11 protein-coding genes are annotated in these 13,888 nt (G+C 71.5%); 5 read left to right on the plus strand and 6 right to left on the minus strand.

The genetic code is table 11. From position 1 onward, the window contains the following. Positions 1 to 45: 45 nt before the first annotated feature. The 3 genes from AB0C22_RS12770 to AB0C22_RS12780 form a co-directional block, all read right to left on the minus strand. Positions 46 to 969 carry a tetratricopeptide repeat protein gene (locus AB0C22_RS12770; RefSeq protein WP_219464419.1) on the minus strand — a complete coding sequence of 308 codons (924 nt, stop codon included), beginning with the start codon at positions 967 to 969 and terminating at the stop codon, positions 46 to 48. 111 nt (positions 970 to 1,080) lie between these two features. Then, positions 1,081 to 2,769, minus strand: a complete 1,689-nt coding sequence (locus tag AB0C22_RS12775; RefSeq protein ID WP_219464421.1) for a methylmalonyl-CoA mutase family protein — start codon at positions 2,767 to 2,769, stop codon at positions 1,081 to 1,083. A gap of 122 nt (positions 2,770 to 2,891) precedes the next feature. After that, positions 2,892 to 3,230 carry a hypothetical protein gene (locus tag AB0C22_RS12780; RefSeq protein WP_357014983.1) on the minus strand — a complete coding sequence of 113 codons (339 nt, stop codon included), beginning with the start codon at positions 3,228 to 3,230 and terminating at the stop codon, positions 2,892 to 2,894. A gap of 330 nt (positions 3,231 to 3,560) precedes the next feature. Between AB0C22_RS12780 and AB0C22_RS12785 the strand changes: the two genes are divergently transcribed. Next, a complete protein-coding gene (locus AB0C22_RS12785; RefSeq protein WP_357534978.1) occupies positions 3,561 to 4,064 on the plus strand; it encodes a hypothetical protein in 504 nt (167 codons plus the stop codon). A gap of 194 nt (positions 4,065 to 4,258) precedes the next feature. Here the strand turns inward: AB0C22_RS12785 and meaB are convergent, their stop codons facing one another. After that, positions 4,259 to 5,194 (minus strand): methylmalonyl Co-A mutase-associated GTPase MeaB, encoded by a 936-nt coding sequence (meaB, locus tag AB0C22_RS12790; protein WP_255598571.1) that lies wholly within the window; start codon positions 5,192 to 5,194, stop codon positions 4,259 to 4,261. A 236-nt stretch (positions 5,195 to 5,430) separates the two neighbouring features. Next, positions 5,431 to 6,624, minus strand: coding sequence for an acetyl-CoA C-acetyltransferase (locus AB0C22_RS12795; protein WP_208568429.1), 1,194 nt, complete (start codon positions 6,622 to 6,624; stop codon positions 5,431 to 5,433). Positions 6,625 to 6,687: 63 nt separating this feature from the next. On the opposite strand from AB0C22_RS12795, the gene mce reads away from it, so the two are divergent. The 4 genes from mce to AB0C22_RS12815 all read left to right on the plus strand — a co-directional run bounded on the left by mce (position 6,688) and on the right by AB0C22_RS12815 (position 12,827). Further along, positions 6,688 to 7,164 (plus strand): methylmalonyl-CoA epimerase, encoded by a 477-nt coding sequence (gene mce, locus AB0C22_RS12800; RefSeq protein WP_357534980.1) that lies wholly within the window; start codon positions 6,688 to 6,690, stop codon positions 7,162 to 7,164. A gap of 486 nt (positions 7,165 to 7,650) precedes the next feature. Next, positions 7,651 to 8,916, plus strand: a complete 1,266-nt coding sequence (locus AB0C22_RS12805) for a DivIVA domain-containing protein (protein ID WP_219464425.1) — start codon at positions 7,651 to 7,653, stop codon at positions 8,914 to 8,916. Between the two features lie 177 nt (positions 8,917 to 9,093). Next, positions 9,094 to 11,235: a hypothetical protein gene (locus AB0C22_RS12810; protein WP_357534982.1), complete on the plus strand. Its 2,142-nt coding sequence runs from the start codon at positions 9,094 to 9,096 to the stop codon at positions 11,233 to 11,235. Between the two features lie 200 nt (positions 11,236 to 11,435). Then, entirely contained in the window at positions 11,436 to 12,827 is a 1,392-nt protein-coding gene (locus AB0C22_RS12815) for an AI-2E family transporter (RefSeq protein WP_357534984.1), read from the plus strand. A 233-nt stretch (positions 12,828 to 13,060) separates the two neighbouring features. Here AB0C22_RS12815 and AB0C22_RS12820 read toward each other — a convergent pair whose 3' ends face one another. After that, positions 13,061 to 13,861, minus strand: coding sequence for an alpha/beta hydrolase (locus AB0C22_RS12820; RefSeq protein ID WP_219464427.1), 801 nt, complete (start codon positions 13,859 to 13,861; stop codon positions 13,061 to 13,063). Positions 13,862 to 13,888: the final 27 nt, after the last annotated feature.

Genomic DNA, 13,888 nt, shown 5'->3' on the forward strand with positions numbered 1-13,888 from the left:
TGGCGGGCCGGCCGGGGGGCCGGCCCGCGCGGGGATGTCAGGGGTTCAGAACAGGGCGCTGGCCAGGGCGCGTCGGGCGGAGGCCACGGCGGGGTCGTCCGGGCCGGCGATGCTGAACAGGGCGATCAGGTGTTGGCGGGCCTTGTCCCGGTCGTCACCGGCGGTCCGCCGGACCACCCCGACCAGCCGCGCGTACGCCTGCTCGGCCATCCCGCTGAGCACCTCGATGTCGGCGGCGAGCAGTTGGGCGTCGACGTCGTCGGGGTTGGCCTGCGCGGCGGCGAGGGCGGCCTGCGGGTCCGCGCCGGCGACCCGCCGGGCCACCCCGACCTGGGCCAGCCCGGCCTCGGCCGCGGCGTCCGCCGGGGACTCGGCGAGGATCTTGCGGTACGCCTGCTCGGCGGCGTCCAGGTCGCCGCTCATCAACGCGTCGTCGGCCTCGTCGAGGCGCGGGTCCTCCGGCTCGGCCACGGTGACGCCACCGGCCTTGAGCACGGCGGCGAGCCACTGGCGCAGCTGGGGCTCGGGGATCACCCCGGGGAAGGCGTCGATGGGCCGCCCGCCGACGATCGCGTAGACGGTGGGGATGGCCTGGATCTGGAACATCTGCGCGATCCGCGGGTTTTCCTGGACGTCGACCCGGGCGAGGACCCACTGGCCGGCGCCCTCGGCCGCCAACCGCTCCAGCACCGGGGCGAACTGGTCGCTGTCCGGGTAGCCGGCCGCGCCGAAGAAGACCACCACGGGTGTGGTCATCGACCGTTCCAGCACCTCGGACTGGATGTTCGCCTCGGTCACGTCGAGCGCGGCGGCGGCGCCACCTGTGGCGGGACCGCCCGCCAGGCCGGTGGAGGCACCGGTCTGGCTCGGTGTGGCGGGACGGGAACTGGCCGGGGCGGTGCCGCGCAGCGCGCTGAGGTCGACCGCGCCGCGGGTGAAGATCGACGAGGTGATCCGTGGGTCGCTCATGGTTATCTAGTCTCGCACGATCCCCACCGTCCCCGGCTCAGCCACAACGCCCACAGTTGCCACTCTCACCTCCCGTTCTCCCCCTCCCACCCCCCACCCCCACCCCGGGGGTCAGAAGCGGGCGGGTTCGCGGTAGGTGCCCCATTCGGCGCGCAGGGCGTCGCAGATCTCGCCGAGGGTGGCTTCGGCGCGGACGGCGTCGAGCATGGGCGGGATCATGTTGCCGCCGGTGCGGCTGACCTCGATCATGCGCTGCACCGCCGCCGTCACCGCGGCGTCGTCACGGGCGGCCTTGCGCTCGGCGAGGACCCGGCGCTGCTCCAGCTCCACCTCGTGCGAGATGCGCAGGATCTCCAGTTCCTTGGCGGTCGTGCTGGTGTGGCAGTTGACCCCGACGATCTTCTTGTCGCCCTTCTCCAGCGCCTGCTGGTAGACGAAGGCCGACTCGGCGATGTGGCCGGTGAACCAACCGTCCTCGATGCCGCGCAGGATGCCGGAGGTCATCGGGCCGATCTGGTGCGGGCCCTCGCCGCCGAGCTGCCGGATCCGGGCGAAGATCGCCTCCGCCTCGGCCTCGATGGCGTCGGTGAGCGCCTCGACGTACCAGGAGCCGCCGAGCGGGTCGGCCACGTTGGTCACCCCGATCTCCTCCATCAGCACCTGCTGGGTACGCAGGGCGATCTCGGCGGATTCGTCGGTGGGCAGGGCCAGGGTCTCGTCGAGGGCGTTGGTGTGCAGCGAGTTGGTGCCGCCGAGCACCGCGGCGAGGGCCTCCACTGCGGTGCGTACCACGTTGTTGACCGGTTGTTGCGCGGTCAGCGACACCCCGGCGGTCTGGGTGTGGAACCGCAGCCAGAGGGCCTTCTCGCTGGTCGCGCCGTAGACGTCGCGCAGCCAGCGGGCCCAGATCCGGCGGGCGGCCCGGAACTTGGCGATCTCCTCGAAGAAGTCCAGGTGCGCGTCGAAGAAGAAGCTCAGCCCGGGGGCGAAGACGTTGACGTCCAACCCCCGCGAGAGTCCCAGCTCGACGTAGCCGAACCCGTCGGCCAGGGTGTACGCCAGCTCCTGCGCGGCGGTGGAACCGGCCTCGCGGATGTGGTAGCCGGAGACCGACAGCGGCTTGTAGCGGGGGATCTCGGCGGCGCAGTACTCCATCAGGTCGCCGATCAGGCGCAGGTGCGGCTCGGGGTCGAACAGCCACTCCTTCTGCGCGATGTACTCCTTGAAGATGTCGGTCTGCAACGTGCCGTCCAGCCGGGACAGGTCGACGCCCTGCCGCTCGGCGGCGACCAGGTACATGCAGAACACCGGCACCGCCGGCCCGGAGATGGTCATCGAGGTGGTGACGCCGGCCAGGTCGATGCCGTCGAAGAGCGTCTCCATGTCGGCGGCGGTGTCCACCGCGACCCCGCAGTGGCCGACCTCGCCGAGCGCCTGCGGGTCGTCGGAGTCGCGCCCCATCAGGGTCGGCATGTCGAACGCGACGGAGAGCCCACCGCCGCCCGCGCCGAGGATCATCTTGTACCGCTCGTTGGTCTGCTGGGCGTTGCCGAAGCCGGCGAACTGTCGGATCGTCCAGGCCCGCCCCCGGTAGCCGGTCGGGTGCAACCCCCGGGTGTACGGGAACTCGCCCGGCCAGCCGATCCGTTCGAACCCGGGGTAGGCGGTGCCCTCGGGTGGCCCGTACACCGGTTGCACGGTGGCTCCGGACAGGGTGGTGAAGTCCGCGTCCCGCTTGCGCGCGGCGTCGTACCGGGCCTGCCAGCGTGCCCGTCCGGCGGCGATCTCGTCGGCGTTCATCCGCGGGGCTCCTCCTCGAGTCCTCGACCGAACCCCGAGTGTAGAACGAAGCCTGAACGATCGCTAAGGAAGCTCGTACCCGCCGGTAGCCCGCCGAGCACCGCGAAGGGAGGCGAGCGGAGTCAGGCCGCCGGCAGTGCGGGCACCTCGAAGTCGTAGGTGAAGCTGTCCAGCGCGACCTTGACGAGCACCCGACTCGCCTTCGTGACCTTCTCCCTGCCGGCACAGATCAATTCCGTCTGCCAGTTGGAAGTCGCCGGCAGGCCCGGCGGGCGGGACGCAACTTCACCCAACTCCACCTGACGGCACTCACCCTTCTTTCCGGCCGCGTCGCGCAGGCCGTACCGGGCGCCCTTCGGGCCGACCACGTCGAAGCGCACTTCGGCCGAAGCGCTACGCACGGCCACGACACGGACGGCGTCGGGGCCGAAGACGGGAAGCTCGCTCGGGACCTCGGACACCGCCTGCCGGGGAGTCTCCGAGACTTCCGTGGCGGGCGAAGAATCAGGAGATGCATCTTCCGGTCCCGCGGAACAACCTACGAGGGAAACGGTGACGCTGAGCGACAATCCACATAAAAGCAAGATCCCCGAAACTCTGTCTTTCATTGTCACCCGTTTCGCATTAATAGCTTTTTCGCGATGATACAGAATGGGTCTGGGCAAGTCAAGGGACAACAATGCCGACCTTCCCCTGATATCTTGGCGGCATTCGTGGCGGCCTAATCAACGAGCCGCCCCGCGCATCCACGGGGAGACAGCTTGAACTTCAGGAAACGTATGTTGAGTGTCGTGTCGGCGATTGCGGTTCTGCCGCTGCCCGTGGTGGCCCTCCAGGCCCCGGCCCTGGCAGGTCCGCAGGGCTGCCCGGCCGAGGGTGAGAACCCGATCTACACCTTCACCAACATCAGCAAGTCGACGCGGCCGACCGACGTCTACAGCGCCTACATCACTGGCCCCGGCACCATCTCCTACAGCGAGAACGAGACCGCCAACGTCGCCGCGACGGCGTCGGCGACGGTATCCGCCGAAGCCGGCGTCGTTTTCGCGAAGGCGAGCACGTCCATCGGGGTGTCGGTGACAGCCGGACGCTCGTGGACTGCCGGCTTCAGTTACGCGCTGGAAGTGCCGAGTGGGCAACGTCGCAGGATGCGGCTCTTTCAGGAGTCTCGCTCTTTTGTGGTGAAGAAGCAGACCTGGAACGTCGCGCAGTGCAAATTCCTCACCAACTATTCGGGAGCCAGCGCGAACGCTCCCCGAACCGCCCGGGTCGACGAATGGAAGCTCGAGTCCTGAGGACCGGCCGCTGACCCTGACAGATCATTGCCAGCGGAAGCAGAAATGCAGCGAGGGTACGGCTGATCGGCCGGAAATGCTCCGGCGACCGATCGGCCGTACCCTCGTGCCGGACCACTTCCGCGTCAGATCCTGCGTGGCCCGGGCACCACCGAATTCCACCGCGTGTCAGGCGCGTGCCCCGGGTGGACGGCTCAGGTGCCGATCTGGGCGAGCAGTTCGTCGGCCGCCGCGTACGGGTCGAGGGCCCCCTCGGCGACCTTCGCGGCGAGCGCCGGCAACTCCGTACCGTCGCGTAGGGAACCGATGCGGGCGCGCAGGGTGCCCAGCGCGATCGCCTCGATCTCGGCGGCGGCCCGCTTCTCCCGACGTAGGCGGAGCTGGTCGTGCTGCTCAAGCCAGGCACGGTGCTTGTCGATCGCGGCGGCGATGTCGTCGATCCCCTCGCCGCGCGCGGCGATCGACCGCACCACCTGCGGACGCCACTGCCCCGGCCCCCGCTCACCCAACGCGATCATGCCCTGGATGTCCCGGACGGTGTTGTCCGCGCCGTCCCGGTCGGCCTTGTTGACCACGAAGACGTCGGCGATCTCCAGGATGCCGGCCTTGACCGCCTGGATCGCGTCACCCATCCCCGGGGCGAGCAGCACCAGCGTGGTGTCGGCGAGCGACGCCACCTCGACCTCGGCCTGGCCGACCCCGACGGTCTCCACCAGCACCACGTCGCAGCCGGCGCCCTCCAACACCCGGACCGCCTGCGGGGTCGCCGACGACAGCCCACCGAGGTGCCCCCGGCTGGACATCGACCGGATGTAGACGCCCGGGTCGGTGGCGTGGTCCTGCATCCGGACCCGGTCGCCGAGGATCGCGCCGCCGGTGAACGGGCTGGACGGGTCGATGGCCAGCACCCCGACCCGGTGCCCACCCGCCCGCAACGCCCGGACCAGCTCGTTGGTGGTGGTCGACTTGCCCACCCCCGGGGAGCCGGTCAACCCGACCACCTGGGCCTGCCCCGCATAGGGCGCGAGCGCCGCCGCCACCTGCGGCAGCATCTCGTCACCGGACTCGACCAGGGTGATCAGCCGGGCCACCGCCCGGGGGTCACCCTCGCGCGCCCTCTCCACCAGCATCGGTACGTCCCGACTGCGGCGCACCGGGACAGCGGCGGGGGTGGGGGCGCTCTCGACACTCACCGGGTCACCTTCGCCCACGACTGCGGTGCTCGCCAACCCCACTCACTCCTCGCACTCACACGCCCACCTCGCCCGACGACCGTGAGCTGGGAAGTTCCCGCCCCCGACCGTTGTCTTCGCCGCACCGACCCGGACCCGCGACCACGCTCCGCGCCATCCGGCCCGACGGCCGGTCAGTTCCCGGTGTCGGCGGGTACGTGGATGATCAGGGCGTCACCCTGGCCACCGCCGCCGCACAGCGCCGCCGCGCCGGTGCCACCACCACGGCGCTGGAGTTCCAGCGCGAGGGTGAGCACCAGCCGGGCCCCGGACATGCCGATCGGGTGGCCGAGCGCGATCGCCCCACCGTTGACGTTGACCTTGTCGGTGCTGACGCCGAGGTCCCGCGTGGACTGGATGCCGACCTGGGCGAACGCCTCGTTGATCTCGATGAGGTCGAGGTCCTCGACGCTCAGGCCGCCCTTCTTCAGGGCGTGCTGGATGGCGTTCGACGGCTGCGAGTGCAGGGAGTTGTCCGGGCCGGCCACGTTGCCGTGCGCGCCGATCTCGGCCAACCAGGTCAGGCCCAACTCGTTCGCCTTGGCTTTGCTCATCACCACCACGGCCGCCGCGCCGTCCGAGATCGGCGACGAGGTGCCGGCCGTGATCGTGCCGTCCTTGGCGAACGCCGGGCGCAACTTCGCCAGCGACTCGACGGTGGTGTCCGGGCGGATGCCCTCGTCCTCGCTGATCACCAGCGGGTCGCCCTTGCGCTGCGGGATGACCACCGGGGTGATCTCGTCGGCGAAGTGACCGTTCTTCTGCGCGGCGGCGGCCCGCTGGTGGCTGGCCGCCGCGAACGCGTCCTGCTCCTCGCGGGTGATCCCGTGCCGTCCGCCGAGCCGCTCGGTGGACTCCCCCATCGAGCAGCAGTCCCAGGCGTCGCTGAGCCCGTCGTGGGCCATGTGGTCCTTGACCGTCACGTCGCCGTACTTGTAACCGGCGCGCTGGCCGAGCAGCAGGTGCGGGGCGTTGGTCATCGACTCCATGCCACCGGCCACCACGATGTCGAACTCGCCGGCCCGGATGAGCTGGTCGGCCAGGGCGATCGCATCCAGGCCGGAGAGGCACACCTTGTTGATGGTCAGCGCCGGCACCGACATCGGGACGCCCGCCTCCACCGCCGCCTGCCGGGCCGGGATCTGCCCCGCACCGGCCTGGAGCACCTGACCCATGATCACGTACTGCACCTGGTCCGGGGCCACCCCGGCGCGCTCCAGCGCCGCCTTGATCGCGATGCCGCCGAGCTTCGTCGCCGGGAGGTCCTTGAGGTTGCCCAGCAGCCGGCCCATCGGGGTCCGCGCGCCGCTGACGATCACCGATGCCACTGCCTGCCTCCGAGGGGGGTACCAACCTGTACGCCTTAACGCCTGTTCGGCCAGACTAGCGGCATGGCTGAAAACTCCTCCGTCGAGCCCGCTGCCGACTACGTCACAGACATCGGGCTGCTCCGTATCGATCACGTCGGGGTCGCGGTCGCCGACCTCGACGCCGCGATCGACTTCTATCAGCGCACCTTCGGGATGCGCTGCATACACCAGGAGACCAACACCGAGCAGGGGGTACGCGAAGCGATGCTGGCCGTCGGCCCGACCGCCGAGGGCGGCTGCGTGCAGCTGCTCGCCCCGTTGTCGCCGGAGTCGACCATCGCCAAGTTCCTCGACCGCAACGGACCCGGGGTGCAGCAGGTGGCGTACACGGTCGCCGACATCGACGTGGCCTGTGCGACCCTGCGCGAACGTGGCGTACGACTGCTCTACGACACCCCGAAGCGCGGCACCGCCAACTCCCGGGTCAACTTCGTCCACCCCAAGGCCGCCGGTGGCGTCCTCGTCGAACTCGTCCAACCCGCCACCACCCCCCACTGACCCCACCCCCTCACTCCCCACCCCGCCCCCGCCCCCGCTCCCCCACCCCACCCCACCCCGCCCCACCCGGCCCTGCCCCGCCCCGCCCTGCCTCGCCCCGGTGATCAAGAGGTTTGCGTCAGATCTGAAGATCAAAGTGACCTAAACCTCTTGATCACCGGGGCCTGGCCGGGTGGGCCGGGTGGGCCAGGGCGGTTGGGGGTGTGGGTGGGAGGGGTGGTGGGGTGGAGTGGGGTGGGATTGGGTTTTGGGCGGGGGTGGTGGGCGTATTGCGGTGGCTTGCCAATTGGGGGTGGTGGAAAGGGCGCCGGGGGCGGGGGCGGGGCCTCAGTTTCGTTACTTCGCGTGACGGCGGGTCCGCCCGGACCTGCCAAGATCGCCGTTTGGGCGGGGCCGACGGGACGACCCGGTGGACCCTGTAAAGAGGACACGAAAGCTCGGCACCGCTCTTGCGAACGACCCCGGGGGGTCTGCAAGTATGTCCCAATGCCCCAGCAGCAGTCCTCCCCTCTCGCGTTCTTCGATAACGCGAACTCGCAGCCGGACTTCACGGTCGGCCTACGCGGCTACAACACCCACCAGGTCGACGACTTTCTCGGCCGGATGACGGCCGCGCTGACCCAGTCGGAGCAGGCCCGCGCCGAGGCCGAGCAGCGGATGAACGACGCCCAGCGTCGACTTCGCCAGGCCGAGCAGCGGCAGGCCGCGCTCGAGCAGAAGCTCACCGACACCAACAAGCAGCTCGAGGAGAACAGCCGGCCGACCCTCTCCGGTCTCGGTACCCGGGTCGAGCAGATCCTCCGGCTGGCCGAGGAGCAGGCCAACGACCACCGCAACGAGGCCAAGCGCGAGTCGGAAGGGATCCTCTCCGCTGCCCGGCTGGAGGCGCGGGAGATCACCGACAAGGCGCGCGCCGAAGCCGCCGCGATGAAGGCCACCGCCGAGCGGGAGGCCGGCACCGTCCGTACCGCCGCCGAGCGGGAGGCCGCCGAGGCCCGGGTGCAGGCCCGCCGGGAGGCCGACACGCTGCGCGCCGACGCCGACCGGGAGACCAAGCAGCTGCGTACGGTCACCGCGCACGAGGTGGCCGAGCTGAAGTCGACCGTCGAGCGGGAAGTCGCCACCCTGCGCGCCACCGCCGAGCGGGAGATCACCCAGCAGCGGGCGAAGGCCGCCCGGGAGGCCGAGGAGAAGCGCGCCGAGGCGACGAAGCTGCTCACCGACGCCCGTGACAAGCGGGACAAGGACCTCCAGGCCCTGGAGCTCCAGCTCGCCGAGCGCCGGGAGAAGGCCGAGCGCGAGGAGTCCGAGCGGCACGCCGCCCAGGTGGCGCAGACCCAGAAGCTGGTCGGCGAGGCTGAGCAGCGGGCCCGGGCCGCCCAGGAGCGGGCCAAGGAGATCGAGCAGCGCGCCGAGGCCCGCCGGGTCGAGTCCGAGCGCACCGCCAACGAGACCGTCGACAAAGCCAAGGCGCTGTCCGAGAAGACCCTCAACGAGGCCAAGGCCGAAGCGAAGCGGCTGCTCACCGAGGCGCGCACCGAGGCGGACCTGACCACCCAGGCGGCCCGCCGCGAGGTGGAGGACCTCACCCGCCAGAAGGACGCGGTCACCTCGCAGCTCGGTCAGATGCTCTCCGGCCTGGCCGGGATCGTGCCGGGCGTACCGGCCCAGCAGCCGGCCGCCGCGCCGGCCAAGTCGGAGCCGGCAAAGGCCGACGCCGACTCGCGGGCCACCGCGGAGACCGCCAGCTGACCGGCTGCACCGACGGGGCATGTGTCACGGCGCGGGATGACACCGGGTAACCGGTGGACCCCCGCGCCGTACGCGTTCCGGCCCTGTGACACCCTGTCGCGCGACCACAGTGAAACAGCTCCCCACAGCGGCGTCCGTATCGCCCCCGGAGGGCAGGATGCGTGTGAGGATGGGGGCATGTCGCACGGCGAGGAACTGTTCGCTCTCGGCGGGGACGTGACGACGGAGCCCAGCTTCGAGTCCGCCCTGCGTGGATACGACAAACGACAGGTCGACCGGTACGTCGCTCGTGCGGAGCACGAGATCACCACCCTGACGGGTGAGCGGGAGCAGGCGTACACCCAGATCCACAAGCTGGCCGGCCAGGTCGAGCATCTCCAGCGGGATCTCGCCCAGGTGCGCAAGCAGATCGGCGTGGTGGACCGGGCCTCCTTCAAGCACCTCGGCCCCCGGGTCGAGCAGATCCTCGCCCTCGCCGAGGAGCAGGCGGACGCCATCCTGGCCGCCGCCAACGAGGAGATCGAGGCCCGCCGGGCCGCCGCCGAACACATCATCGACGAGGCCCGTGAGCAGGCCGCCCGGGCGCTCAAGGACTTCGAGATCGCCCTCGCCGCGCGGCGTGCCGAGGAGGAACGGCACACCACGGCCCGCAAAGCCGAGGCGGACGCCGCCGTGCGTACGGCGAAGGAGGAGGCCGCCCGGCTGCGGGCCACCGCCAAGGACGAGTCGACTCTGCTGCGGGCCACCGCCGAGGACGAGTCGAACCGGCTGCGGGCCACCGCCCAGGAGGCCCTGAGCCGCGCCCAGCAGGAGGCCACCCAGCTGCGCGACACCGCTCGGGAGATCCACACCCGGGCCCAGCAGGAGGCCGCGAAGCTGCGTGAGGCGGCCAAGGCGGCGCTGGCCACGGCCCAGAAGGAGGCCACCGACCTGCGTGAGGCCGCCAAGGAGGTGCACACCAAGGCGCAGCAGGAGGCCCGGCGGCTCACCGAGTCGGCCACCGAGGCCAGCCGGGCCACCCGTGCCAAGGCGCTCCAGGAGGCCAAGCAGGTCACCGACGACGCCGAGGGGGCGGCGAAGGCGACCCGGACCCGGTCCCAGCAGGAGGCGCACCGGCTGACCACCGAGGCGACCGAGGCGGCGCAGCGCAGCCGGGCCGAGGCCGAGGCGTACGTGCAGCGGATGCGCACCGAGACCGAGGCGTACGTGCAGCAGTCCCGCGCCCAGACGCAGCAGGAGCTGGGTGCCTGGCGCGCGGGGGTGGAGCAGGAGGTCAACGGCCGGCGGGAGGCCGCCGACCGGGAGCTGACCCAGCGTCGCGCCGCCGCCGAGCAGGAGTTCGCCAAGCGCCGCGACGAGCTGGACCGCAAGCACCAGACCCGGCACAACGAGCTGGAGCAGCAGCACCGGACCCGGCAGGAGGAGCTGGAGCGGGAGTGGGCCGCCCGGCGTGACGAGATCGAGCAGGGCGCGGCGGAGATCCGCCGCTCCGCCGAGGCGGACGCGGCGACGCTGCGCCGGCAGGCCGAGCAGGAGACCGGCGAGCTACGTCGGCGGGTCGAGCAGGAGACCGCCGAGTTGCTCGACCGGGCCGAACGGGAGAGCGCCGACAAGCGTCGCCAGGCAGACGAGCACGTCGCCGCCTCGCGTCGGCAGTTCGACGAGTACGCGGCCACCACCCAGCAGCACCTCGCCACCACCCAGCAGCACCTCGCCACCACCCAGCAGGAGGCGGCGGCCGGCCGGCAGCAGCTCGCCCGGGTGATGTTGGAGATCGCCCAGGCTCAGCAGCAGCTCGCCGACCTGCGTCAGGAAACCTGGCAGGCGCGGCAGGAACACGACGAGGTGCAGCGGGACGTCACCGCGCTCCGGATGCACGCCGCGACGCCGGTGGGCCCCGACGCGGTGGCACCGTCACCGGACGGCGACCGACCCGGGACTGGCGTACGCGGCAACGGCACGAAGCCGAAGCCGACCCCCGGCACCGGCGAGCCGGCACCGGAGCCGGTGGGTGCCGGTGGCAGGCCGGATTCGGCCGTGGCGGTCACGAAGCCGGCGGGTGCCCCGGCCGTCAACGGCACCCGACCGGATGGCACGGGTACGAAGCCCAAGGCGGAGCCGGTGACCACGGTGGACGGTGGGACGGCCAGCGCCGGGGTGGACGGCGAACCGACCGTCGCCGCGGTCCCCGGCACCGCCGGTCGGGAGGCCACCCCGACAAAGATCACCAGTACCGGTGAGAACGGCAAGCGACCCACCAAGCCGACCACCGACGAGCGCAGCGCCACCCCGAGCACGGTGACCGTCGAGTCCGAGTGACCACGACCCGCGCGACCACGAACCGGCCGATCGCGAACCGGGTGACTGCGAACCGTAGGTGCGCTGCCGGGTGACCCGGGGTGGCTGGCGGTACCGGACCCCACTACCCTGCGGGCGGAGGCCCGTACGGTAGGTGTTCACCGGACGGGCATGGTGATCCACTCCGGTGAGCAGCGCCGGGGCGGAACTGGGGAGGCTCGGTGGCACAGCACGACCCGGCACGCGACGACGTGACCGGGGACGACACCCCTGCCGGCGGAACGTCGGACCGTTCGGGGGTGGCACCGGCCGCGGACCGTTCGAGGGCTGTACCGGCGGCGGACCGCACCGGTACGACGGACCAGATCACGGGCGGGGCGTCGTCCACCGCCCTGGCCGGCGCGGCGAGCACCGGGCCGGTCGCCGACTCCCGCACAGCTTCCGACCCCACCGAAGACCCCACCACCGCCGAGGACACCGGCACCGCCGTCAGGGCGAAGGCAGCGGCGGGTGCCGCGACGGAGCAGGTCGAGCCGGGGGAACCCGGGTCGGTCGCCACCGGTTCGGGACGGTTCGGTCGGCCCGGCCGGCCACTGCGCCGCAGCAGCTTCCTGGTCGGCTTCACCGGCGCGCTCGGCGTGCTGCTGGCGTACACCGTGTTCCTGGGCATCCGCAATGCCAGCGGGATCCTGGTGCTGGTGGTGATCGCGCTCTTTCTGGCGGTGGGGCTCAACCCGGCGGTGGTGCGGCTGCGCCGTTGGGGGCTGCCGCACGGCCTGGCCGTGACGGTGGTGGTGCTGACCCTGGTGCTGCTGATCATCGCGGGGCTGGTGGCGTTGGTGCCGCCGGTGGTGACCCAGACCGGGCAGTTCATCGAACAACTACCCAGCTATGTCGAGGAGCTACGCCGCAACCGTACCGTCAACGACCTGGTGGTGCGGTACGACGTGATGCAGCGGGTGCAGGAGCTGGCCAACGCCGACACCGTCGGTCGGGCGCTCGGCGGGGTCCTCGGCGGCGCCCAGTTGATCTTCGGCACCCTCTTCCGGGTGCTCACCGTGCTGGTGCTGACGATCTACTTCCTGGCCTACTTCGACAAACTGCGCGACCTCGGGTACGCGCTGGTGCCGAGGTCCCGCCGGCAACGGGTCAGCCTGATCGGCGACGAGATCCTGACCAAGGTCGGCGCGTACATGGTAGGGGCGCTGAGCATCGCCGTGCTGGCCGGCGCGACCACCTTCGTCTTCGCCCTGGTCGTCGAGCTGCCCTACCCGTTCGCGCTGGCCGTGGTGGTGGCGGTGACCGACCTGATCCCGCAGATCGGGGCCACCCTCGGCGCGGTGATCGTGAGCCTGGTCGGGTTCGCCACCGGGCTGCCGGTCGGCATCGCCTGCGTGGTCTTCTTCGTGCTCTACCAGCAGGTGGAGAACTACCTCATCTACCCCAAGATCATGCGAAGGTCGGTGGAGGTCAACGAGGTGGCCGCCCTGCTCGCCGCACTGCTCGGGGTGGCGCTGATGGGTGTGGTCGGCGCGTTGATCGCCATCCCGGTGGTGGCCGCCCTCCAACTGATCCTGCGCGAGGTGGTGCTCCCCCGCCAGGAACGCCGCTGACCAAGCCCACCCCGGCCCGCCCCACCCGGACAACCCCCATGCCCAACCCGCCGGGTTCCGGCCACAACAACAATGTTGTAGTGGGCTCCTCCGGCCAGGAGGCCACTACAACATGGATCGAGCACGATCTTGGACCGTCGCGCGCGGTCAGGGGAAGGCGGAGCGGGCAGCGGGAGGGGCAGGGCGGCGGGAGGGGTGGGGCGGAGCGGGCGGCAGGAGGGGTGGGGCGGGCCTCAGCCGGCGGCGGGACCCGGCACGGGGGTGTCGGCGAAGGCGGCCACCGTGCGGTCGGCGTACGCGCTGACGTCGCCGGTCTCCATCGGGCCGTCCCAGCTTGTCGGCAGCGGCAGCGGCACCGCCGGGTTCACCCGCCGGACGATCTCGTCGAGCACCCGCTCGGCGTCGCCCACCCAGAGGTGCTTGGCCCCGGGCACCCCGACCACCTCGGCCTGCGGCACCGCCGCGAAGCGTTCCCGAGCCTCGTCGGGGCGCAGGTAGTCGTCGAACTCGGGCACCAGCGCGGTCAGCGGCCGGCCCGACTCCGCCCAGACGGCCAGGTCCGCGGGGTTCGAAAAACGCAACGGCGGGGAGAGCAGGATCGCCCCGGCCACCGCCGGGTCGCAGCCGTACTTGAGGGTCAGGTCGGTGCCGAACGACCAGCCCACCAGCCAGACGTTCGGCAGCTCGTGGAACTCGGCGTACTCGATCGCGGCGGCGACGTCGAAGCGCTCGCCCACCGCGTTGTCGAAGGCCCCCTCGCTGGTGCCCCGGACGCTGCTGGTGCCCCGGGTGTTGAACCGGAGCACCGCCAGGTCGGCCAGGGCGGGCAACCGCCAGGCCGCCTTGCGGAAGACGTGGCTGTCCATCATCCCGCCGTGGGTGGGCAGCGGGTGCAGGCAGACCAGGGTGCCCACCGGGTCCCGGTCGGCCGGGCGGGCCAGCTCGCCGACGAGGCGCAGGCCGTCGGCGGTGTGCAGCTCGATGTCCTCCCGGTGGCCGGGCAGGATCGACGACGCGCGGATCGGTGTGCTCACCGCCCAAGTCTGCCGCGAAGTCGTCGC

It is taken from the genome of Micromonospora sp. NPDC048894 (assembly GCF_040649765.1).
GTDB lineage: Bacteria > Actinomycetota > Actinomycetes > Mycobacteriales > Micromonosporaceae > Micromonospora > Micromonospora antibiotica.